Below are 22,479 nucleotides of genomic sequence, written 5' to 3'. Positions count from 1 at the left end.
GGGGCTCAGTCTGCCCGTCCGGCCTGCCGGACCGCGTCGGTGGCGTCGAGCAGGTCCGAGACCGCGCGGCCGGTCGGGTGCCCGGCGTACTCGTGGCGCAGCGACTCGAGGGCCCCGCGATGCTTGTCGACCCAGCCCGCCGCCTCGACGTCGAACCCCGTCGCGAGCACCTCCGCCCGCTCGGCGAGGCGGTCGCGGTACCAGGCGAGCATCCGGTCGGCCTGGCCCGCGCGGACGGCGGGGTCGTCGTCGGCGAGCCCGACGATCCGGGCGTAGTTCCACAGCAGGAACGGCATGAGGTACTCGGCGGGACGTGGGGACTCGAGCAGGCCGCGGTCGTGCAGCCGCTCCAGCAGGAACATGACGCGGTCGGCCGGCACCGCGAGCATCGCCCCGAGGACGTCGACGGTCAGCGGGGCGAACGGGTGCAGCCCGCCGGCCCGGAACACGGTGGCCTCGGCGACGTCGAGCGCGTCGTAGTGCGGGGTGAAGAACAGCCCCAGCCCGTGGCGCTGCAGCGAGCTCCACGAGCCCTGCCGGACCATGAGGTCGTTGACCCAGTCGGTCAGCGACCACGACGGCCGCGACGCCAGCACCCCCGCGGTCGCCTCCAGGATCTGGGGGAAGCCGCTGTGCAGGCCCACGATCACCGCCACGGCCGCCCGCTCGGTCTCCGCCCGCCGGTCTCCGAGGGCCCGGGCGAACAACGTCGTCGACTCCGCCTCGTCCAGCGGCGCCACCTCGATCCGCCGGCCCCGCACCCGGGGCAGGCGGTGGGTCCCCGTCGTCAGGACGACGACGTCCTCCGCGCCGGCCGTGTGCAGGTCGTCCCGCGCACGCATCGCGCGGACGCCGTCCTCGGGCTCGCGGCAGCCGTCGACGACCAGCAGGCACGCCTCGCGCGGGTCGAGCTCGGTGAGGGCCTGCGTCCAGGCGCGGTCGGAGGCCTCGCGGCCGAGGACGACCCCGCCCCCCGGGAAGGCCTCGATCGCTGCCCGCGCGCCGGCCAGGGCCACGGCACTCGTCCCGATCCCCGGCAACCCGCGCACCAGCACCGTGCCCGCGTGCAGCCCGTCCCGCGCCTCGCGCAGGGCCTCCGCGACCATCCCGACGGTGACCCCGCGGCCGAGCAGTGGCGGGCAGCGCGGCAACGGGCCGGCGTGGTCCCGGGCGAACACCGTCGGCGGGGGCTCGGCCTCCACGCCCACCGTGGGCCCCATCGCGTCGACGAACGACGGACCGCCCGACGACCGGTCCGGCTCCTCCTCGGCGGGCGGGGCCGGGACGGCGGCGCGCCCCGCCTCCGGCTCCAGCGGCTCGTCGGCGACCAGGCGACGGTGCAGCTCCTGCAGCGCGGCGCCCGGCTCGACGCCGAGGTCGGCGAGCAGGACGTCGCGCGCCGAGGCGTACGCGGCGAGCGCCTCGGCCCGGCGACCCTGGCGCCAGAAGGCCCGGACGAGCAGCCCGTGCAGGCGCTCCCGGTGCGGGCGGTTGGCCAGCGCCCGGATCAGCGCCGAGTGCACCGGCCGCTCGAGGCCGCGGCGGGAGAGCTCGCCGTCGAGGTAGTCCTCCCACGCCGTGAGCCGCTCCTCCTCCAGGACGCGCCGGGCCGACGCGGAGCCCGGACCGGGGATGCCGGGGAGGGCGTCCTCACCGCGCCAGAGGTCGAGCCCGGAGCGCAGCGCCTGCCCGGCCTGCAGGGGACGGCCCTGCTCGCGGTGGGACTCGGCCTCCGCGACCAGCGCGCGGAAGCGGGCGGCGTCCAGCGACGCCACCGCGGGCGGCATCGCGTATCCCGAGGAGCCGGAGACCACGACGCCGGACGGCGACCGGGAGGCGCGGCGGGGCTCGAGGACGCGGCGCAGGACGGAGACGTGCGCGCGGATGGCGGCCTCCGCCTTGTGCGGCGGGTCGTCCCCCCAGACCCAGTCGACGAGCCCGGCGGTGCTGATGTGCCGGCCGCCGCGCAGCACCAGCGCGGCGAAGACGGCCTGGCGCTGCGGGGGCCCGATCTCGACGGGACGTCCCTCGTGCTCGACGAGCAGGGGCCCGAGGACCGAGACCCGCAGCGGCGGCGTCGGCGCGGTCGCCGCAGCATCCGCTCCGTCACCGGCCATGCCGATCATCCAACACCGGCCGGTTGTGCACGGCCGACCGGGGGCTGTGGATCTCCACCCGAACGGCCGCCCTCACAGGGCCGGACGGCCGAGCTTTTCGTCGAGGTTCTCGTCGAGGATCGCGGCGAGCGCGTCGATCTCGGCCATCGACTCGGCGATGCGGGCGCGTTCGCGTTCCCACACCGCACGGGCGGCGGGTGGCCAGGTCCCGGCCGCGGCGTCCGCCTCGGCGTCGAGGACCTCGAGCGCGTGCCGCAGGTCGGCACGCACCGCCGCGACCGCGCGACGGCACTCGTCGGGGGTGGTCATGGCCGGGGTACGAGGGCGACGTCGAGCCGGACCAGGCTGGCGCGCAGTTCGCGGACGTTGTCGAGGAGGGCGATCCCCGCCACGCGGACCGTCACCGCACGCCGGCCCGGGGGACCGTCCGTCCCGCGGGCCAGCAGGTCGGCGAGCACCCGCTCACCGGACTCGCACCGGTCGATCCCGAACCGCACCGCCTCGTGGCGCACCGCACGCTCCTCGGGTTCGTCGCGTCCACCTCCGGGCGGACGGGACCGAGCGTGGCGGGCGACGGACCCGGGTGGGGAGGCCCACGGCCCGTCGTGCCCGCGCCGTCGCCCGGGCCTGCCCGCCAGGTCACCGGTCGCGGCGTCCGGCGGAGGTCAGAGGGCGCCGGCCCGCAGGGCGTAGGCGACCGCGTGCGACCGGTTGCGCAGCCCGAGCCGGGAGATCATGCCGTGGATGACGTTCTTGATGGTGCGCTCGGAGTAGCGCAGGGTCGTCGCGATCTCGACGGTGTCGAGTCCGTCGGCGAGCAGGCGCAGCACCTCGACCTCCCGGGTGGTCAGCCCGGCCACCGTCAGTCCCGCGGGCCCGAGGACGTCGGCCTGCAGCGCGCGGACCTGGTCGAGGAGCCAGCCCACGGCCACCGGCGGCATCTCACCGCGTCCCGCGCGGGCGGCGGTGACGACACCGACCACCCGGTCCCAGGTGGCCGCCGTCCGGGGCACCACTGCCGACAGGCCGAGGGCCACCGCCCGCCAGAGGTGCTGCTCGCGCATGGTCTCGGTGACGAGCACGAGCCGCGGCGGGCGGGCCGCGTCCGCGACGACCACGCCGATCGCCTCCAGCGTCTCGTCGGTGACGTGGGGGGTGAACCACAGCAGCACCTCGGCGTCGGCGCGCCGGTCGCCGGACACGATCTCGATCTCGCGGCGGCCGCCCAGGTAGGCCTGCACGGCCTCCCGACCGAGCGGGTCGTCGCTGTGCACACCGACGGTGACGGGGCGACCGGGCCGGGGGCGGACGGGCGACCCGGGGACGGTCGGGCCGGTGGTGGCGGTCGGGGCCACGGCGAGGGCACGCACGTCGAACTCCTCACGTCGGGACGGGCTGTGAGGCGACTATGAGGAGCGCGAGTTGTCGTCGTGTTGGTGATCTGTTGTCGCCGAACGTCACCGGTCAACCGCTTACGTGTGAGCAGCTCGTCCGAACGACCTACACCGGATGCACGACCTGCCTGACCAGCGCAGGTCGTGGAGGCGCGGTGCGCCGCCGCTGACGAGTGTGATCGCGCTCACCACGCAAGGCCGACACTCCGGTGACCGCGACGACGTCGCCCCGTCGACGTCGTCGTGTGCGGTCCCGGATCCGATCCCGTCCCGCCGGGGTGCGTCCCGTCGGTCCGCGCTCACTTCACGGTGATCGTCAGGAACGAGCGGCTCTCTCGCCCCAGGGAGTCCACGGCGGTGTAGGAGACCTCGTCCGACTGCGGGGCGTCAGGGTCGGGACGCGACGAGGCGTCCTTGAGGACGTAGGTGTAGCTGCCGTCGCGGTTGATCGTGGTGGTGCCGTACGTCCCTTCGACCTCCCTGGGGTCCTTCACCATGAGGGGGTTGTCCGCGGTGTTGGGGGTGTCGTTGCTCAGGACGTTGCCCGTCGCGAGCGGACGGTCGTCGGACACCGTGTCACTGTCGGGGTTGGCCTTCGGCGCGGGGGGCTGCACCGTGATCGAGACGGAGGCGGGGGCGCTGGCGCTCCGGCCGTCGCTCGCGGTGTAGGTGAAGCTGTCCGCGCCGGAGTAGCCCTGCTGCGGGGTGTAGGTGAACGACCCGTCGGCGTTGAACACGAGCGTCCCGCGCGTCGGCAGCGCGGACACGCTCGCCGTGAGCGGGTCGCCGTCGGGGTCGCTGTCGTTGGCCAGCACGCCGGGCGCGGCGACGGTCAGGGCCGTGTCGTTCGGGGTGGTGTAGCTGTCGCTCCGCGCGACCGGCGCCTGGTTGGCGGGCGGGGTCGTGGTGGTGGTCGTCGGGGTGGTCGTCGTCGGGGGCGTCGTCGGGGTGGTCCCCGCGACGACGAGGTTGCCGTTGGAGACGGTGCCCTGGACGGTCCGGCCGTCGACGGTCGCGCTGACGGTGTCCCGGCCGGCGCCGTTGGGGTTGGCGCGGTCGGTCACGACGGCCCGGAAGGCGACGTTCTGGCCGCGGACGTGCGGACCGTGCCGACGACCGTGGCGCTGTCGGACGCCGTGCCCGTGCCGCGGGTCACCGAGGAGATGCCGGTGCACGACGCGGCGAGCCCGGGGCCGCTGACGGCGCAGCGACCGCTCCTGCCGGCGGCGGTGCCGCGGACGTCGAGGCTGAGGTTGTAGGTCTGCCCGGCCGAGCGGAACTGGGCGGCACCGGAGACGGTGACCGTCGGGGCGGTGCTCTGCGCGGGCGCCGCGGTCGCGACGACCGCTCCTCCCACCAGCAGCGCCGTGGCGAGCACACCCGCCGATCCCGCTGCCACCATCGACGACCGACGATCCATCACGAAACCCACGAACGCTCCTGTCACCACGACCTCGACGGCACGACTCGGACGGGACGTGAGGGATCAGGCCGCGGCGGCACCCTGGGGAAAATCCCCAGGTCCGGCGAGTGGTGGGTGAGGACCCGGAGGCTCCCGACCTGGGACGCACGAACGGCACCCCCGCAGTGCAAGGGTGCCGTCCGGTCGGGTCAGCGGATCACGCCGCGACGGGCTCCTCCGCCCGTGCGGTGCGGCGGGCGTCGGCCTCGGCGGCCGGGGTGCTCGTCGCGTTCTCGCGACGCAGGCCCTCCGACTCGTGGGCCTGCTGCTCGGCCGCGAACTTCTTGTTCGGGAGCGCGAGCCGCCAGATGGTGCGGATCGAGCGCCAGAACTGCTTCGGGAACGGCCCGATGTTGTAGGGCAGGTCGTACTTCGCGCAGATCTCCTTGACCCGCTCCGCGATCTCCGGGTACCGGTTCGACGGCAGGTCGGGGAACAGGTGGTGCTCGATCTGGTAGCCGAGCGAGCCGGACATGACGTGCATGAGCCGGTTGCCGGTGAAGTTGGCCGAGCCGAGCAGCTGGCGCAGGTACCACTCCCCCTGCGTCTCGTTCTCGAGCTGGTCCTCGGTGAACACCTCGGCCCCGTCGGGGAAGTGACCACAGAAGATGATCGCGTAGGACCACACGTTGCGGATGAGGTTCGCCGCCATGTTCGCGGTGAGCGTCGTGATGAACTGCGGCCCGGTCAGCAGCGGGAAGAGGATGTAGTCCTTCCCCATCTGCTTGCGCATCTTGCGCCCGACCTGCTCGAGCTTGGCCTTGAACTCCTCCGGGTCCTCGATGTCCCGGCGGAGCAGACCCTCGATGTCGAGGTCGTGGATGGCCACGCCGTGCTGGAAGAGCAGCATCAGCAGCGTGTTGAAGACCGGCTGCCCGAGGTTGATCGGGTTCCACTTCTGGTCCGAGGTGACCCGCAGGATCTCGTAGCCGACGTCCTTGTCCTTGCCGAGGACGTTCGTGTACGTGTGGTGCAGGTAGTTGTGGGAGTGCTTCCACTGCTCGGCGGGGCAGACGTTGTCCCACTCCCAGGTGGCCGAGTGGATCTCCGGGTCGTTCATCCAGTCCCACTGGCCGTGCATGACGTTGTGGCCGATCTCCATGTTCTCGAGGATCTTGGCCACGCCGAGCAGGGCCGCGCCCGCCATCCAGAGCGGCGGCACGACGCTGCCGAACAGCGCCGCCCGGCCCGCGATCTCGATGCGGCGCTGGGTCTTGATGATGGAGCGGATGTACTCCTCGTCGGCCGCCCCGCGCGACGCCTCGACGTCGCGGCGGATCTGGTCGAACTCCTCGCCGAGGGCCTCGACGTCGGCCTCGGTCAGGTGGGCGAATTCCTTGATGTCGGAGATGGCCATGGTGGTGGCTCCTCTCTTACAGGTCGACCGTGCAGTCACCGGAAGCGGCGGTGACGCAGGTCTGGACGGTGCGGGTGGACTGGTCGGTGTCGGCCACGCGCGACTCGGTGCCGTCGCGCAGGTCGCGCACGGCGCCGGAGCTCAGGGGCGCGACGCAGGTGTGGCAGATGCCCATGCGGCAGCCGAAGGGCATCGGGATGCCGGCCTGCTCGCCGGCCTGGAGGACGGTGGTGGCGCCGTCGGTCTCGACGGTGCGGCCGGAGCGGGCGAACGTGATCGTGCCGCCCTCGGCGGAGCCGGAGAACGAGGCCGCGAACCGCTCGAGGTGCAGCGCGTCGGCGAGGCCCGCGTCGGCGAACGCCTGCTCGGCGTCGTCGAGCATCTCGGCGGGGCCGCAGGCCCAGGTCTGGCGCTCCCGCCAGTCGGGCACGACGTCGTCGAGCCCGGCGGGCAGCGTCAGGTGGCCCTCGGTCCGCGTGTGGCGCTGCACGATCCGCCACGTCGGGTGGCGGCGGGCGAGCAGGTCGAGCTCGTCGGCGAACAACGCCCGGTCGGCGTCGGGAGCCGAGTGGACGAGCACGACGTCGTCCTCGGAGCCGCGTCGGTCGAGCGAGCGCAGCATCGCCATGACCGGGGTGATGCCGGAACCCGCCGTCAGGAAGAGGACCTTCGACGGGAGCGGGTCGGGCAGGACGAACTCGCCCGCGGGCGGGGCCAGGCGCACGACGGTGCCCGGTGCGACGCCGGAGACGAGGTGCTGCGAGGCGAACCCGTCCGGCATGGCGCGGACGGTGATCACGAGGCGCTTGCCGTCGCGCGACGGCGGCGTGGTCAGCGAGTACGAGCGCCAGACGAAGCGCCCGTCGATGGCGACGCCGATGCCGATGTACTGGCCGGCGGCGTGCGGGAAGTCCCAGCCCCAGCCGGGCTCGACGACGAGGGTCGCCGCGTCCTCGGCCTCCGGGGTGACGCTGACGATCCGGCCCCGCAGCTCACGGGCGGACCACAGCGGGTTGATCAGGGTCAGGTAGTCGTCCGGGAGCAGCGGCGTGGTGAGGCGGGTCGCCAGATCACGCAGGCGCCGAACGCGTGGTGAGAGTGCGGCCGTCACGGTGTCTCCTCTGCCTGGTGAACTTCTAGGTACCAGGAGTACCGGAGACTTGCGGTTACCGCTACCCACGGTACCGAATAGACCCCACGATCCGGGTCACAATCGCCGGCGTGCGCCGGGTCACGCGCCGCCCGGGACTCGGTAATTAGTTCCCGACGACGGGTCCCCGCGGTCCTCGCCGCGTCGCTTCACTCGGTGGAGACCGCTTCAGTCCGAGGAGGACCCGTGACGCTCGTGGATCTCGTGGTGCTCGCCGTCGTCGCCCTCGCCGCCTGGCGCGGCTGGCGTCGCGGCGGGACGTCCCTGGTGCTTTCGCTGGCCGGGGCCGCCGTGGGCGTGATCGTGGGCGCCGCCGTCGCCGGGTGGTGGGACGCCGCCTCGACTCCGCTGCTCATCGCCTGCGTGCTCGTCGCGGGCCTGATCGGCCTGGGCCTCGGGCGCCGCCTCGCGGACACCCTGGCCGCGCGGGCCGACGGGCGGTACGCGCGCCCGGTGCTGGTCGACCGCGCCGTCGGGGTCCTCGCCCACGGCGGCCTCGCGCTGGTGGTGTGCGTGCTGATCGGCGCGGCCGTGATCGCGATCGGTCCGGCCTGGGCCGGCCGTGCCGCCGAGAACAGCGGGGTCCTGACGACGGCGGCCGCGCACCTCCCGACGCCGGCCCAGGTCGCGGGTCAGGTGCCCGGACTGGAGCGGGTCACCGCGATCGGGTCGGACCGATGAACCGCACCCGGCTCGTCGCCGGCGGGGTCCTCGTCGGGCTCCTGCTGCTGTGGTGGACGACCGGATCGTTGCTGGTCGCGGTCCTGATCGTCGTCCTCGTCGCGCTCGCCGCCGGGCTCGCCGTCGTCGTCACCGCCTGGGCACGGCCGCGGCCGGAGCCGCTCGCCGCTCCCCCGTCGACCACCGCGACCGTGGACCTGGCCGTCGCCCCGACGGCCGCGGCGCCGGTCCGCCGGGCCCTGCGCGCCGTGCTCGCGCGGCCCTGGGTGCACGGCGACGGCCTGCTGCGGGTGACCGCGGAACGCCTCGACGGCGACGACGCCCTCGTGTGGACGCCGCGCGGCCAGCAGGTCGCGGCGCCGCACCTGTGGGTGGAGTGGAACCCCGTCGACGGCGCGGAGGTCGCGCAGCGGCGCCCGCTCGAGGCACTGGCCCGCGAGCTCGCCGAGGGCTACGTCGAGCGCGGGCGCGACCGGGGCGTGCGCCGCCTCGCCGAGCGGACCTGGGTGCACCTGCTCGTCACCGACGACGTGCCGCTCGGCCGCGTCGTCGTCACCGCGGCCTTCTCCGAGCCGCAACAGACCCCCGTCGCCGCCGCGTGTGCGTCGACGGCGGTCCCTCTCGCCCCGGCGCGGGGAGCGGGAGGGGGCCCGGCCGCGCTCGGGCCGGGCACCGGGTGGGACGGCCGGGGCAGCGGCCCCGTCCCTCCCGGGTCCGGGGGCGGGAGGCGCGCCCCCGGACACCAGGGCCCCCGGCCCGGCGGCCGTGGCGAGCTGCTGACGTCGGACGTCAGCGGTGGGCCACGGCGGACGCCGGGCCGGGGTGGACCCCCCGCCGGGGGCCTCGCCGCCCTGGCGACCCGCATGACCGGCGCCGTGCCGGCAGCGCTGCGCACGCTCGTCGTCGGGACCCGACCGAAGGCCGTGCTGGTCGTGGAGGACGCGGCGGGCGCGCGCCTGACCGACACCGACCTGACCGGGGCCGTCGACCTGGGCCGCGACCCCTCGGCGGGCCTGCCGGTCGAGCACCCGGGGGTGTCGTGGCGGCACCTGCGCCTCGCGCCCGACCGTTCCGGCCGCTGGGTCGCGACCGACCTGGGCTCCACCAACGGCACGCGGGTCGACGGCCGGCGGATCGACGGGCCGACCCCGCTCCCGCCCGGCGCCGAGATCACCCTCGGCACGGACGGCCCCCGACTGCGGCTGCTCGCGGCCGAGGGCACCGACCCGGCCACGACCACGACCACGCAGGTCGTCGTCCGGGGATACTGATCGCGTGCGGCAAGCGGCGGTCGGGCGCCTCCCCCGGGGAGGGCTGGCGCTGCTCGACGTCCGCACCGAGCGGCGGCTGTCCGTCCCGTGGGGCGAGACGGCCACCATCGGACGCAACGGCGCGACCGACCGGCACGTCCAGGTCGACGACGACCAGGTCTCCCGCGTCGCGGCCGAGATCGAGATCCGCGACGACGCGTACCTGGTCATCAACCGGCAGCGCCACGGCGGGCAGCTGACCCTCGTGGTCCCCGGGGTCGCCGGGCAGGACCGGATCCGGGAGGGCAACGGCCTGCTCGTGCGCGACTCCCGGGCCTCGCTTGGGCTCTGGCTCGCCGACGGACGCGAGGTGACGCTGGCGCTGCTCGCGTTCGCGCCCACCGCCGCGGCGGCGGACCGCGACGACCTCTCCGGGGGCCGGACGGTCAACGCGGCCCTGCCCACCGACGAGACGTGGTGGTCGGTGCTGGTGGCCGCGTGCGGGCCGACCCTCATCGCGGCCGCCCTCAGCCCGGACGGTGTGGCGAGGGACGTCCACGGCGACGCCGACCAGATCGCCGGCTGGCACCGCGCCGCAGGCCGGCCGGTGCCGAGCCCGAAGACGCAGAGCGAGGCGTTCCGGCACGCCCAGCGGTGGCTGCGCGGGGTGCGCCTGAACGACAAGACCCGCGGCTGGCGGGTCGCGGTGGTCGACCAGGTCATCGGACTGCGGCTGGTGACCCTCGACGACGTCCGGCGGCTCTTCCCGGCCGAGGTCCCGGCCCCCCTGGCGTCCCGATCGTCCTGACGCTTCGCGCCGTGTCCTCTCGCCTGCGACCCCGGTGAGGTCGTAGCGTGCTCAACCGTGTCGCGTCACGCGACGTATTGGGGGGAAGGCGTCACCGTCCACGCCGGACGGGTGACGCGCAGGACGCGTCGGACGGAGGACGCGGTCGGTCTTCATCACCGAGGGCGACTCCTCGTGACCGTCCGCGTGGGCTCCTCCGGCGCCCGGGGGAACGAGGACGACCGATGACCGGAGACGACGACGGGACCACCACGGCGGCGACGGTGCCGCCCCACCCGCCGGGACGGCCCACGACGCCCGAGACGCTGCGCGGGTCGCCGGGGTTCCTCGCACGGCGGCTGTACCAGGCCTACTCGGCGGCGTGGCTGCGCCACGTCGACACCACGCTGACCGGACCGCAGTTCGCCGTGCTCACGGCGGTGCGGGAGTACCCGGAGGTCGACCAGGGCTCGCTCGCGGCCTGCGTGGCGCTGGACCGCTCCACCATGGCCGACGTCTGCCGGCGGCTCGAGGACCGGTCGCTGATCCGCCGCGACACGGCGCCATCGGACGGGCGCCGCAAGCTGCTGACGTTGACCGATCAGGGCGTGACGCTGTTCGACGACGTGACCGCCAAGGTCTCGCGCCTGCACGCCGAGCTGATGGGTGCCCCGGACGGATCCCCCGACGGCGAGGGCGAGTTCGCCGCGCTGCTCGGCGACCTGGACCGGCTCGCCGAGCGCTGGGAGAAGGTCGCGGAGGGGTAGGGCCCGGGACCGTCCCGGAGCCATTCGATAGTAGTGATATCCATCTCCCCGCTGGGTACCATCCTGAACGCCGACGAGATGACGGGTGACGAGCAGACGGCGGGGCCCGAGTGCCCGGCCCGGTGGTGAAGAGGTGGCTGTCGTGGATTCGCCTTCGGACACCCGACCGTGGGAGCCGGTCGCCGGGCTGCGCATCGACGTGTTGTCGAACGGCTGGATGGAGCTGCACGCGCCCGGCACCCCGGAGGCGTTGCTGTGCACGGCGCAGGAGACGGCGATGTGGGTCGCGCTGAGTCGCAACGCGTGGAGCCTCGGCGACGCCGCGTTGATGCTCTCGGAGAACTGGGGCGTCGAACCGTGGACGCTGCGTGACCGCATGTCGGAGTGGCTGGAACGATTGGCCTATTCGGGGTTCGTCGCCCGTTAGGCCGCTCGTCCCCGTCGTCTGGGCCGTCGGCACACGCCATGGCCCCACTGTGGACCCGGTCGTGCTGGTGAAAGCCCTACCTCGTCCGGGGCGGCACCGTAGTGCGGTCGACCACGCACCGTACCGACCCCGAACCACACCCCCACCGGCCGAACCACAGTGTTAAGCGTTTACTCCCCGGGCCGTTGACGGGGTTTCGACGCCGTTCCTAACGTCGGAGAGGCCACCCGGCGATCGTCTCTCGCCTCTCCGACACGGCTCGGAGCCCTCTGAAGACGGAGGACAGGACATGCGTTCTCTTCCCGCCGCACCTGCGCCCGCGACCGCTTCCCCCGCCACCGACATGCGCCCCTCGTGCACGGTCTCCCTCGACCGTTCCCTCCGCATCGTGGCGGCAAACGACGAGACCTTCCGCGTCTTCCGGGACGCGGTTCCGGGCGACCTGTGCGGCACCTCGTTCTGTGACCTGCTCGACCCGAGCGTGCGGGCCCTCGCTCGCGCCGGCCTGGAGCGGCTCTTCGACGGGCAGAACGCCCGGATGCGCCGCACCCCCGTGACGCTGCTCGGCCGCGGTGCCGACGTCCGGGGACACCTCACCGCGACGGCCGTGGTCCGGACCGCCGGACACGTCGACGGCGTGGTCGCGGTGCTGGACCCCGAGGGCGGCGGCCGGTCCGCCTCCCCGACCGGCCCGTCCCGACAGCTCACCGACATGGACGCCAAGATCCTGCAGGGGGTCGCGTCCGGCGCCTCCACGGTCCAGCTGGCGGCCAACCTCTTCCTCAGCCGCGGGGGCGTGGAGTACCACGTCACCTCGCTGCTGCGGCGTTTCAAGGTCAAGAACCGCCCCGCGCTCATCTCCAAGGCGTACGCCCAGGGTCTCTTCGAGATCGGCGCCTGGCCGCCCCACGTCCTCCCCGACCACGTGCAGTGAGTCGCTGTCGCCCACGCCGCCGCGCGCCACGCGAGGAGCGGGGCCGCCGGAACCGAAGAGGTTCACCATGACCACCATCGAGAACGTCGGCGACACGCGGACCGCGGACCTGCGGTCGAGGGTGTCCGAGCTCCACGACCTGCGAGCCCGCACCGCCGAGGGCCCGTCCCCGCACGCGACCGAGCGCCAGCACGCCAAGGGCAAGCTGACGGTGACCGAACGTCTCGACCTGCTCCTCGACGAGGGCTCCTTCCGCGAGATCGAGCAGTTCCGCCGGCACCGCTCCCACGGCTTCGGGCTGGAGGACCAGCGCCCGCACACCGACGGCGTCGTGACGGGCTGGGGCAGGATCGACGGCCGCACGGTCTTCGTCTACGCCCACGACTTCCGCATCTTCGGCGGCTCCCTCGGGGAGGCGCACGCGGCGAAGATCCACAAGCTCATGGACCTCGCGGAGTCCTCGGGCGCACCGCTGATCAGCCTCAGCGACGGCGCCGGGGCCCGCATCCAGGAGGGCGTGACCGCCCTCGCGGGCTACGGCGGGATCTTCCGGCGCAACGTCCGCGCCTCCGGGGTGGTGCCCCAGATCAGCGTCATGCTCGGCCCGTGCGCCGGCGGGGCCGCCTACTCCCCCGCCCTCACCGACTACGTCTTCATGGTGCGCGACATCGCGCAGATGTACATCACGGGCCCCGACGTCGTGGCCGCGGTGACCGGCGAGACGATCGACCACGAGGGACTCGGCGGGGCCGAGGTGCACGGCACCCGGTCGGGGTCCGGCGGCTTCGTCTACGACGACGAGGAGAGCTGCTTCGCCGACGTCCGCCACCTGGTCTCGCTCCTGCCCGCGAACAACCGCGAGGCCCCTCCGGTCGTGCCGACGGGCGACCCCGCCGACCGTCGCACCGAGGCACTGCTCGACCTCGTCCCCGCGGACGCCTCGCGCGTCTACGACATGCGCGACGTCGTCGCCGAGATCGTGGACGACGGCGACCTGTTCGAGGTCCACGCGTCCTGGGCCACCAACATCGTCTGCGGGCTCGCCCGGCTCGACGGGCACACCGTCGGCATCGTCGCGAACCAGCCCTCGTCGCTGGCCGGGGTGCTCGACATCTCCGCCTCCGAGAAGGCCGCCCGGTTCGTCTCCACCTGCGACGCGTTCAGCATCCCGCTGGTCACCCTCGTCGACGTCCCGGGCTTCCTGCCCGGCGGCGACCAGGAGCACGGCGGCATCATCCGCCACGGCGCGAAACTGCTCTACGCCTACTGCGCGGCGACCGTCCCCCGCGTGCAGCTCATCCTGCGCAAGGCCTACGGCGGGGCGTACATCGTCATGGACTCCCGCTCGATCGGCGCCGACATCTCCCTCGCCTGGCCGACGAACGAGATCGCCGTGATGGGGGCGGAGGCGGCCGCCAACGTCATCTTCCGCCGGGAGATCGCCGCCTCCCCCGATCCCGAGGCGACCCGCGCCCAGCGCATCAAGCAGTACCGCCAGGAGCTGATGCACCCCTACTACGCCGCCGAGGCCGGTCTCGTCGACGACGTCATCGACCCGGCCGACACGCGGGCGGCCCTGGTCGACGCCCTCGCCGTCCTGCGCGCGAAGCGCGCCGACCTGCCGTCGCGCAAGCACGGCAACCCGCCGACGTGACGAGCGGGACGGGGCCCCTGCTGCAGGTCGTGGCGGGTGCCCCGACCGCGGACGAGCTGGCGGCCGTGGTCGTGGCCCTCCTCGCCACGGCCGCCGCACCCGCACCCGACCCGGGCCGACCCGTCCGCACCGCCCCGTGGGTCCACCACGACGGGTGGGTGGCCCCGACGAGCTGGACCGGTCCCCACCGCTGAGTCGACCGCACGACGAGGGCCCCGCACCGAGACCGGTGCGGGGCCCTCGTCGTGCGCCGGTCAGGAGAGCGCGGTGAGGCGGTCCCGCAGCCACGCCAGGATCTGCGGGGCGCGCGAGGTCAGGAAGAAGTGCCCGCCGGGGTGGACCTCGAGGTCGAAGGCGCCGGTGGTGTGGCGCTCCCAGGCCCGCGCCTCCTCGAGCGTGGTCTTGGGGTCGGCGTCGCCGGTGAGCACGTGCACCGGCGCGGTCACCGTGACGTCGGGCGGGCACCGGTAGGTCTCGATCGCCTGGTAGTCGCTGCGGATGGCCGGCAGGACCATCCGCAGGATCTCCTCGTCCCCGAGGACCGCGGTGTCGGTGCCGGCCAGCGCCGTCAGCTCCGCGACGACCGCCTCGTCGTCGAGGCGGTGGACCTGTTCGGGGCGCGCGCACGACGGCGCGCGGCGCCCGGACGCCACGAGCAGCGCCGGGCTCGTGCCCTCGGCCTCGAACCGGCGCGTCACCTCGAAGGCGAGCGTCGCCCCCATGCTGTGTCCGAAGAACACGGTCGGCCGGTTGCCGACGACGCCGCGCAGCGCCCCGTGGACGAGGTCGGCGAGCTCGTGGAGGTCGGCGGGGCTGGTCTCGGTGCGCCGGTCCTGGCGGCCCGGGTACTGCAGCGTGACGACGTCGGCCACGGCGGAGAGCTCCGCGGAGACCGGGAAGTAGAAGGACGCCGAGCCGCCGGCGTGCGGGAAGCAGACGAGCTGCACGGGCCTGCTCGGCTGCGGGTGGAAGCTCCGGAGCCAGAGACTCGGATCGGTCGCGGTCGTCATGGGGTCCTCCTCGGGGTGGGACGGGGCGGAACGGTCCCCGGTCCCGAGTGGACGTCATCGACGGCCGACGATTCCCCAGTCCTGCGCCGCGGGGCGGGGATCACCCCCGCCCCGCGGCGAGGTCAGGACAGCTCGCCGTCGAGCAGGGCGAACATGGCGTCGTCGTCGGCGTCGTCGAGGTCGGCGAGGTCCTCCGGCTCCTCGTCCCCCGCCGGGAGAGCCACCTGGGCCCACTTCGTGCGCAGGACGTCGATGCGCCCCGCCACCCGGCGGTGTTCGCTCTCGTCGTCGAGCTCGAGGGCCGCCATGGCCCGCTCCAGCCGGTCGAGGGCCGAGAGGACCGTCGCGGCCCCGGTCGGTTCCTCGACGACGAGCCGCTCCCGCAGGTCCGCGACCACGTCGAGCGCCGTCGGCCGGTCGAACAGCAGGGTGGCCGGCAGGCGCAGGCCCGTGGCCGCGTTCAGCCGGTTGCGGAACTCCACGGCGGTGAGCGAGTCGAACCCGAGCTCCGAGAACCGGGTCCGGGGGGCGACCGCACGGCCGTCGGCGTGGCCGAGGACCTCGGCCGCCCGGTCGCGGACCAGGGTGAGCAGCAGCTCCTCCTGGCCGCGCGCGTCCAGCCCGGCGAGGCGACGACCGAGGTCCTCCGCCGAACCGGCGCCGTCCGCCGCGGCGGCCCGGCGGACCCGCCCCCGGACCAGGCCCGACAGCAGTCGCGGCACCTCCTCGAGGCCGCGCAGCACGGCGAGGTCGAGCCGGACGGGGACGAGCAGGGCCCGGTCGGCGGCCAGGGCCGCGTCGAGGGCTGCGAGTCCCTCCTCGGTGGAGACGGCGACCGTGCCCGAGCGACCCAGCCGCTCGGTGGCCGCCCGCGCCATCCCGGCGTCCTGCGCCCAGGCACCCCAGGCGAGCGACGTCGCCACCAGCCCCTGCTCGCGACGACGGGCCGCCAGGGCGTCGAGGAACGCGTTCGCGGCGGCGTAGTTGCCCTGCCCGGCGTTGCCGAACACGCCGGCGGCCGAGGAGAACAGCACGAACGCCGCCAGCTCCAGCCCGGCGGTCGCCTCGTGCAGGTGCCACGCCGCATCGACCTTCGGCGCCAGCACCCGCTCCACCGACTCCGGGGTCAACGACGCCACCGTCGCGTCCTCGAGCACCCCGGCCGCATGGACCACCGCGGTCAGCGGATGCTCAGCAACGATCCCGGCCAGCAGCGCGTCGACCGCCGACCGGTCGGCCACGTCGCAGGCCCGCACCGACACCGACGCCCCCAACGCCTCCAGATCCGCGGCCAGCTCCGCCGCCCCCGGAGCCTCCGGACCACGCCGACTGGTCAGCAGCAGGTGCCGCACCCCGTATCCGACGACCAGGTGCCGGGCCACCACGGCCCCCAGACCACCCGTGCCCCCGGTGACCAGCACCGTGCCGTCCGGGTCCCAGGAGGGTGCGGTCGTGTCCGGCACCTCCTGACGGGCGAGCCGCGGAGCGCGGAGCCGGTCGGCGCGCACGGCGAGTTCCGGCTCGTCCCGCAGCGCGCCCGTCGCACGGACCAGGACGTCCTCTGCGACCGGGACCGCGGGATCGAGGTCCAGCAGACCGAACACCCCGGGGTGCTCGCTCGCGGCGGCGCGGACCAGCCCACGGACGGCCGCGGCCGCGGGATCGGTGACGTCCTCGGCTCCCTCCTGCACGGCGACCGCGCCGCGGGTGACCACGACGAGGCGGGACGCCGCGACGGTGTCGTCGGCGAGCCACTGCTGCAGGACCGCCAGCACCCGCCGCGTCGCCGCGTGCGCGGCACCGGGCACGTCCGGCCCGGCGCCCTCGACCGGGAACAGCACGAGGTCGGGCAGCGGCCCGGACGACGCGGCCAGGTCCGCCAGGTCCGCCACGCGCGGTGCGTCGGCGAACGGGTCCCCCGGCCCGGCCGGGTCGGCCCCGAGCACGGCGACCGACGGGGCGGGCCCGTCGGTGGCGACGTCGGAGGCGACGTCGGGGGTGACGTCGGGGGTGACGTCGGCCCACGTGACGGCGAACAGGGTGTCGTCGCGCCCGGCGGGCGACAGCTGGTCGGGGGTGACGCGGCGGGTCAGCAGGGAGTCCACGTGCCACACGGGGACGCCGGCCGGATCGGACGCGTCGACGGAGACGGCGTCCGGACCGGCCGGGGCCAGCCGGACCCGCAGGCTCGTCGCTCCGCTCGCGCCGACCGTCACACCCCGCCACCCGAACGGCAGGGCGGCGCCCTCCGCGTCGCCGTCGAGGGCGGCGAGCAGGGAGGCGTGCAGGGCCGCGTCGGCGAGGGCGGGGTGCAGGACGAAGGCGTCGGCGGGCTCCCCGCCGGCTCCGGCGGGCAGCTCGACCTCGGCGAGGACGTCGTCGCCCTGCCGCCACGCCGCGCGCAGGCCCTGGAAGAGCGGGCCGTAGTCGAACCCGGCGGCGGCGAAGGCGTCGTAGCAGTCCCGGGTGTCCAGCGGCTCGGCGTCCCGCGGCGGCCAGACGGTGCTCCCGGTGGGGATCGCCGTGCCGGCCGACAGCACGCCCTCGGCGTGCCGGCTCCACGCGGTGGCGTCGTCGTCGCGGGAGAAGACGCCGACCGTGCGGTGGCCCGCGTCGTCGGGGGCGTCGACGACGACCTGGACGCGGACCGCGCCGGTCTCCGGCAGCACCAACGGCGCCGCCAACGTCAACTCCTCCACCCGCGGTGCACCCACCTCGTCCCCGGCCCGCAACACCATCTCCAACAACGCCGTGCCCGGCACCACCACCCGGCCCATCACCCGGTGCTCACCCAGCCACGGCGCGCTCGCGAGCGACAGCCGACCGGTCAACACCGACCCACCACCCGAGGCCAGCTCCACCGCCGCCCCCAGCAACGGGTGACCCGGCGAGGCCAGACCCGCCGCCCGCACGTCACCCCGCGCCGCCGACACCGCCGGCCAGAACCACTGCCGCGCGAACGCGTACGTCGGCAACTCCACCCGACGGGCGTCGGTCCCGACGAAGACGTCGTCCCAGCCGCCGGCGCGTCCGCGCGTGTGCAGCACGGCGCGGGCCGCGGTGACCGCCTCGATCTCGTCGGTGCCGGTGTCGGAGTCGGTGTCGGCGCCGTGGCGCAGGGCCGGGACCACGACCGCGTCCCCACCGACCGCCCCCGCGACCATCGCCGAGAGCACCCCGCCCGGACCCACCTCCAGATACGTCCCCACCCGACGCGCCTCGAGCGTCTCCACCGCATCGGCGAACCGCACCGTCGCCCGGACCTGCTCCACCCAATAGCCCGGATCGCTCAGATCCGCGTCGTTCCCGGTCACCGTGGACACCACCGGCAGTCGCGGCGTCGAGTAGTCCAGCGACCCCGCCACGGTGGCGAACTCCGCCAGCATCGGCTCCATCAACGGCGAGTGGAACGCGTGCGAGACCCGCAGGGTGGTGCTGCGCCGCTCCGCGAACTGCCCGACGACGGCCGCGACCGCGTCGCCGGTGCCCGAGACCACCACCGAGCGGGGACCGTTGACCGCTGCGATCGACACCTCACCGGTCAGCCACGTCGAGACCTCCGCCTCGGTCGCCTCCAGCGCCACCATCGCCCCACCCGTGGGCAGGGCCTGCATCAACGACGCCCGCGCCGCCACCAGACGACACGCGTCGGGCAGCGAGAACACCCCCGCCACATGCGCCGCCGCGATCTCCCCGATCGAATGCCCCACCAGCACATCCGGGGCCACCCCCCACGACTCCACCAACCGGAACAGCGCCACCTCCAGGGCGAACAACGCCGGCTGCGCCCACCCCGTCTCATCCAGCAACTCCGGGTCCGAACCCCACACCACCTCGCCCAACGGCCGATCCAGCAGACCGGAGAACCCGGCCACCACCGCGTCGAACGCCGCCCCGAACACCGGGAACCGACCATGGAGCTCACGCCCCATCCCCCACCGCTGCGACCCCTGACCCGAGAACAGGACGGCCAGGGGCGTCCCGTCGGCCTCGCCGACGATCATCGGCGACGATCCCGCCGTCGAGCGCAGCGCGGCGACCAGGTCGGTCCCGGCGGCGGCCGGGAGGACGGCGCGGTGCGGGAAGGCGGACCGCGTCGTCGCCAGGGAGAACCCGACGTCGAGCGGCCGCAGCGCGGGGCGGGCCTCGAGGAGGTCGGCCAGCCGGCCGGCCTGGGCCTGCAGTGCCTCCGGGGTGCGCGCGGAGAGCACGAACGGCACGGTGCCGACGACGCCCGTCCCCGGGGCCGGTGGCGTCCGATCGACGGTCGTCGGTGCGGGGCCGTTGGGCGCCTCGAGGACCACGTGGGCGTTGGTGCCGCTGATACCGAACGACGACACCCCGGCCCGGCGCGGCCGGTCGACCGCCGGCCACGGAGTCGGCTCGGTGACCAGCGCGACCTCGCCGGCCGACCAGTCCACGTGCGAGGACGGCGCGTCGACGTGCAACGTCGCCGGCAGCACCCCGTGGCGCATCGCGAGGATCATCTTGATCACGCCGGCGACGCCCGCGGCAGCCTGGGTGTGGCCCAGGTTCGACTTCACCGAGCCGAGCAGCAGGGGCTGCTCCGGGTCCCGCTCGCGGCCGTAGGTCGCGAGCAGCGCCTGCGCCTCGATCGGGTCCCCCAGCGAGGTGCCCGTGCCGTGCGCCTCGACCGCGTCGACGTCTCCCGGGGTCAGGCCGGCACCGGAGAGCGCCTGCCGGATGACCCGCTGCTGGGACGGCCCGTTCGGTGCGGTGAGCCCGTTGGAGGCGCCGTCCTGGTTGATCGCCGATCCGCGCAGCACGGCGAGGATCTCGTGGCCGTGGGCCAGCGCGTCCGACCGGCGCTCGAGGACCAGCATGCCGACGCCCTCGGCCCACGCGACCCCGTCGGCGGCGTCGGCGAACGCCTTCGACCGGCCGTCGGGGGCGAGGCCGCGCTGCCGGGAGAACTCGACGAATGCGCCGGGGGTGGCCATCACCGTGACACCGCCGGCCAGTGCCAGCGAGCACTCGCCCGAGCGCAGGGCCTGCGCGGCGAGGTGCATGGCGACCAGCGAGGAGGAGCACGCCGTGTCGACGGTCATCGCGGGGCCCTCGAAGCCGAACGTGTAGGACACGCGGCCGGACGCGACGCTGCCGGCGCTCCCCTGGCCCTGGAACCCCTCGTGCTCACCTCCGCCCAGGGTGCTGCCGTAGTCGCTGTACATGACCCCGGCGAACACCCCGGTCGCGCTGCCGCGCAGCGACGTCGGGTCGATCCCGGCCCGCTCGATCGCCTCCCACGACGACTCCAGCAGCAACCGCTGCTGCGCGTCCGTCGCGAGCGCCTCCCGCGGGCTCATCCCGAAGAACGCCGGGTCGAACTCCCCCGCGTCGTGCAGGAATCCGCCGTGGCGCGTGTAGGAGGTGCCGGTGTGCGCGGGGTCCGGGTCGTAGAGGGCGTCCAGATCCCACCCGCGGTTCGTCGGGAACCCGCTGATCGCGTCGGTGCCGGAGGCGACCAGGTCCCAGAGCCCGTCGGGGTCGGACACCCCGCCCGGGTACCGGCAGGCCATCCCGACGACGACGATCGGGTCGTCCGTCCCGGGCACGGCCGTGGGGACCACCGTCGGCTCGTCGGCGGCCGTGCCGCCGAGCTCGGCGTCGAGGTGCTCGGCGAGGGCGAGGACGCTCGGGTAGTCGAACACGACGGTCGCCGGGAGCCGCAGGCCGGCGGCGGTGCCGAGCCGGTTCCGGAACTCGACGGCGGTCAGCGAGTCGAACCCGAGGTCGCGGAACGAGGTGGTCGGATCGACGGCGGCGGCGTCGGTGTGCCCGAGGACGCGCACCACGTGTGTGCGGACGAGCTCGAGCAGCTCGGCGCGCCGCTGTTCCGGCGTGAGCGCGTCGAGCCGGTCGGCGAGCGCCGACCCGCCGACCGCGTCACCGGCGGCGATCCGGCGGCTGCGGCCGTGGACCAGCCCCCGCAGCAGGGCGGGCACGTCGTCGCGCCCGGCGAGCGCCGCGAGATCGAGGCGCGCGGGGACGACGACGGGACGGTTGGCGCCCAGGGCAGCGTCGAACAGGGCGAGGCCCTCGTCGGGGTCGACGGCGAGCATGCCCGAGCGGCCGAGGCGCGCGGTGGCGCCGGTCGCCATGCCGCCGCCGGTCTCCCAGGCACCCCACGCCAGCGCGACGCCGGGGAGTCCCTGCTCGTGGCGTCGGCGGGCGAGCGCGTCGAGGGAGGCGTTGGCGGCGGCGTAGTTGCCCTGCCCGGCGCTGCCGAACACGCCGGCCGCCGAGGAGAACAGCACGAACGCCGCCAGGTCCAGCCCGGCGGTCGCCTCGTGCAGGTGGCGGGCCGCGTCGACCTTGGCCGCGAACACGCGCTCGACGGCCTCCGGCGTCAACGACGCGATGGTGGCGTCGTCGAGCATCCCGGCCGCGTGGACCACGGCGGTCAGCGGGTGCTCGGCGGGGACACCGGCCAGCAGCGCGTCCACGGCCGCCCGGTCGGCGACGTCGCACGCCACCACGGACACCGACGCCCCCAACGCCTCGAGCTCCGCCGCGAGCTCGGTCGCCCCCGGGGTCTCCGGGCCACGACGGCCGACCAGCAGCAGGTGCCGCGCCCCGTGCTCGGCGACGAGGTGACGGGCGAGCAGCCCGCCGAGGTCGCCGGTGCCGCCGGTGACGAGGACGGTGCCGGTCGGGTCCCAGGCGCTCCGCTCCTCGGTGGGGGCGGGCAGCCGGGTCAGGCGCGGGGCGGTGACCTCGCCCTCGGCCACGACGATCTCCGGCTCGTCCCGGCGCAGCGCCGGGAGCAGGGCGGCGCCCGACGCGGCGGAGCCGTCGAGGTCGACCAGGGCGAGGGTGCCCGGGTGCTCGGTCGCGGCGGCCCGGACCAGTCCCCCGACCGCCGCGGCAACGGGATCGACCGGGGCGCCGCGGGTCACGACGTGCAGCCGGATCCCGGCGAGCGCGTCGTGCGCCAGCCACGCCTGCAGGACGGCCAGCACGGCGGTGGTGGCGGCCGTGGGGTCGTCACCCCCGGGTCCCACCGGCAGGAGGACGGCCTCGGGAGGCGTCGACCCGTCGGCCACGGCCGCGGCGAGGGCCGCGACGTCGGACCACGTCGAGACGGCCACCTCCAGCGCGGTCAGCGTGCTCGCGACGCCGAGCCCGTCGGTCCCGAGGACGGCGACGTCGGCCGGGGCCGGGAGGTCGGCGGCCGCGAGCGGGGCGTGCTCGACGACGAACAGGGCATCGCGCAGCACGGGGTCCCGGCCCGCGAGGTGCTCGGGGGTCAGTGCCCGGGTCTCCAGAGCGTCGACGTGCCAGACCGGTGCTCCCGCGGGGTCGACCGCGTCGATCGCGAGCGCGTCCGCGCCGGCCGGGGCCAGCCGCACCCGCAGGGTCGTCGCCCCGGCGGCCGCGAGGGTGACCCCGTGCCAGCCGAACGGCACCGCGGTGGCGTCGCCGTGGTCCAGGGCGGTGAGCAGAGAGGCGTGCAGGGCCGCGTCGG

At 75.0% G+C, this 22,479-nt stretch carries 18 protein-coding genes (1 of these 18 cut by a window edge); 8 read left to right on the top strand and 10 right to left on the bottom strand.

The features are described from left to right. Positions 1 to 5: 5 nt before the first annotated feature. The 8 genes from QSK00_RS13890 to QSK00_RS13855 form a co-directional block, all read right to left on the bottom strand. Positions 6 to 2,117 (bottom strand): AfsR/SARP family transcriptional regulator, encoded by a 2,112-nt coding sequence (locus QSK00_RS13890; protein ID WP_285591624.1) that lies wholly within the window; start codon positions 2,115 to 2,117, stop codon positions 6 to 8. A gap of 72 nt (positions 2,118 to 2,189) precedes the next feature. Then, positions 2,190 to 2,426: a hypothetical protein gene (locus QSK00_RS13885; protein ID WP_285591622.1), complete on the bottom strand. Its 237-nt coding sequence runs from the start codon at positions 2,424 to 2,426 to the stop codon at positions 2,190 to 2,192. Beyond that, a complete protein-coding gene (locus tag QSK00_RS13880; protein ID WP_285591620.1) occupies positions 2,423 to 2,629 on the bottom strand; it encodes a hypothetical protein in 207 nt (68 codons plus the stop codon). Before QSK00_RS13880 ends, QSK00_RS13885 begins: the two co-directional genes overlap by 4 nt. A gap of 153 nt (positions 2,630 to 2,782) precedes the next feature. After that, positions 2,783 to 3,487: a helix-turn-helix transcriptional regulator gene (locus QSK00_RS13875; protein WP_285591618.1), complete on the bottom strand. Its 705-nt coding sequence runs from the start codon at positions 3,485 to 3,487 to the stop codon at positions 2,783 to 2,785. 323 nt (positions 3,488 to 3,810) lie between these two features. After that, positions 3,811 to 4,575: a cadherin-like domain-containing protein gene (locus QSK00_RS13870; protein ID WP_285591617.1), complete on the bottom strand. Its 765-nt coding sequence runs from the start codon at positions 4,573 to 4,575 to the stop codon at positions 3,811 to 3,813. Continuing rightward, positions 4,572 to 4,943: a hypothetical protein gene (locus QSK00_RS13865; protein ID WP_285591615.1), complete on the bottom strand. Its 372-nt coding sequence runs from the start codon at positions 4,941 to 4,943 to the stop codon at positions 4,572 to 4,574. The genes QSK00_RS13870 and QSK00_RS13865 overlap by 4 nt, the downstream gene beginning before the upstream one ends. Before the next feature lie 187 nt (positions 4,944 to 5,130). Further along, positions 5,131 to 6,330, bottom strand: a complete 1,200-nt coding sequence (locus tag QSK00_RS13860; RefSeq protein ID WP_285591613.1) for a fatty acid desaturase family protein — start codon at positions 6,328 to 6,330, stop codon at positions 5,131 to 5,133. 16 nt (positions 6,331 to 6,346) lie between these two features. Then, the gene (locus QSK00_RS13855) at positions 6,347 to 7,441 is read right to left on the bottom strand and encodes a ferredoxin reductase (RefSeq protein WP_285591611.1); all 1,095 of its coding nucleotides are present in this window, start codon (positions 7,439 to 7,441) and stop codon (positions 6,347 to 6,349) included. 225 nt (positions 7,442 to 7,666) lie between these two features. Here QSK00_RS13855 and QSK00_RS13850 point away from each other — a divergent pair, with 225 nt between their 5' ends. The 8 genes from QSK00_RS13850 to QSK00_RS13815 all read left to right on the top strand — a co-directional run bounded on the left by QSK00_RS13850 (position 7,667) and on the right by QSK00_RS13815 (position 14,174). Then, positions 7,667 to 8,161 (top strand): hypothetical protein, encoded by a 495-nt coding sequence (locus tag QSK00_RS13850; RefSeq protein ID WP_285591608.1) that lies wholly within the window; start codon positions 7,667 to 7,669, stop codon positions 8,159 to 8,161. Beyond that, the gene (locus QSK00_RS13845; protein WP_285591605.1) at positions 8,158 to 9,432 is read left to right on the top strand and encodes an FHA domain-containing protein; all 1,275 of its coding nucleotides are present in this window, start codon (positions 8,158 to 8,160) and stop codon (positions 9,430 to 9,432) included. Before QSK00_RS13850 ends, QSK00_RS13845 begins: the two co-directional genes overlap by 4 nt. Before the next feature lie 4 nt (positions 9,433 to 9,436). Beyond that, the gene (locus QSK00_RS13840) at positions 9,437 to 10,219 is read left to right on the top strand and encodes an FHA domain-containing protein (RefSeq protein WP_285591604.1); all 783 of its coding nucleotides are present in this window, start codon (positions 9,437 to 9,439) and stop codon (positions 10,217 to 10,219) included. Positions 10,220 to 10,443: 224 nt separating this feature from the next. Continuing rightward, complete coding sequence (locus tag QSK00_RS13835) at positions 10,444 to 10,965, top strand: MarR family winged helix-turn-helix transcriptional regulator (protein WP_285591600.1); 522 nt, start codon at positions 10,444 to 10,446, stop codon at positions 10,963 to 10,965. A gap of 142 nt (positions 10,966 to 11,107) precedes the next feature. Further along, the gene (locus tag QSK00_RS13830; RefSeq protein WP_285591598.1) at positions 11,108 to 11,392 is read left to right on the top strand and encodes a hypothetical protein; all 285 of its coding nucleotides are present in this window, start codon (positions 11,108 to 11,110) and stop codon (positions 11,390 to 11,392) included. A gap of 388 nt (positions 11,393 to 11,780) precedes the next feature. Further along, a complete protein-coding gene (locus tag QSK00_RS13825) occupies positions 11,781 to 12,326 on the top strand; it encodes a response regulator transcription factor (RefSeq protein WP_285591596.1) in 546 nt (181 codons plus the stop codon). 67 nt (positions 12,327 to 12,393) lie between these two features. After that, complete coding sequence (locus tag QSK00_RS13820; RefSeq protein WP_285591594.1) at positions 12,394 to 13,980, top strand: acyl-CoA carboxylase subunit beta; 1,587 nt, start codon at positions 12,394 to 12,396, stop codon at positions 13,978 to 13,980. Next, on the top strand, positions 13,977 to 14,174 hold the full coding sequence (locus tag QSK00_RS13815) for an acyl-CoA carboxylase epsilon subunit (protein ID WP_285591592.1): 198 nt from the start codon (positions 13,977 to 13,979) through the stop codon (positions 14,172 to 14,174). Before QSK00_RS13820 ends, QSK00_RS13815 begins: the two co-directional genes overlap by 4 nt. A 60-nt stretch (positions 14,175 to 14,234) precedes the next feature. Here QSK00_RS13815 and QSK00_RS13810 read toward each other — a convergent pair whose 3' ends face one another. Both QSK00_RS13810 and QSK00_RS13805 read right to left on the bottom strand, forming a co-directional pair. After that, entirely contained in the window at positions 14,235 to 14,990 is a 756-nt protein-coding gene (locus tag QSK00_RS13810; RefSeq protein WP_285591590.1) for a thioesterase II family protein, read from the bottom strand. A gap of 122 nt (positions 14,991 to 15,112) precedes the next feature. Continuing rightward, positions 15,113 to 22,479, bottom strand: the 3' end of a protein-coding gene (locus tag QSK00_RS13805) for a type I polyketide synthase (RefSeq protein WP_285591588.1). It continues 25,018 nt past the right edge of the window; only the last 7,367 of its 32,385 coding nucleotides appear in the window; its start codon lies off the right edge, out of view; it ends in the stop codon at positions 15,113 to 15,115.

Origin of the sequence: Actinomycetospora sp. NBRC 106378, assembly GCF_030269685.1 — a bacterium.
Classification (GTDB): Bacteria; Actinomycetota; Actinomycetes; order Mycobacteriales; family Pseudonocardiaceae; genus Actinomycetospora.
Note: the sequence above shows the minus strand (reverse complement) of the source record. Positions and strands in the feature narration are given on the sequence as shown.

Excerpts from the sequence above, each read along its gene's own strand:
- QSK00_RS13890 (WP_285591624.1), bottom strand. The coding sequence starts at position 2,117 with ATGGCCGGTGACGGAGCGGATGCTGCGGCGACCGCGCCGACGCCGCCG.
- QSK00_RS13845 (WP_285591605.1), top strand. The coding sequence starts at position 8,158 with ATGAACCGCACCCGGCTCGTCGCCGGCGGGGTCCTCGTCGGGCTCCTG.
- QSK00_RS13820 (WP_285591594.1), top strand. The coding sequence starts at position 12,394 with ATGACCACCATCGAGAACGTCGGCGACACGCGGACCGCGGACCTGCGG.
- QSK00_RS13885 (WP_285591622.1), bottom strand. The coding sequence starts at position 2,426 with ATGACCACCCCCGACGAGTGCCGTCGCGCGGTCGCGGCGGTGCGTGCC.
- QSK00_RS13860 (WP_285591613.1), bottom strand. The coding sequence starts at position 6,330 with ATGGCCATCTCCGACATCAAGGAATTCGCCCACCTGACCGAGGCCGAC.
- QSK00_RS13835 (WP_285591600.1), top strand. The coding sequence starts at position 10,444 with ATGACCGGAGACGACGACGGGACCACCACGGCGGCGACGGTGCCGCCC.
- QSK00_RS13810 (WP_285591590.1), bottom strand. The coding sequence starts at position 14,990 with ATGACGACCGCGACCGATCCGAGTCTCTGGCTCCGGAGCTTCCACCCG.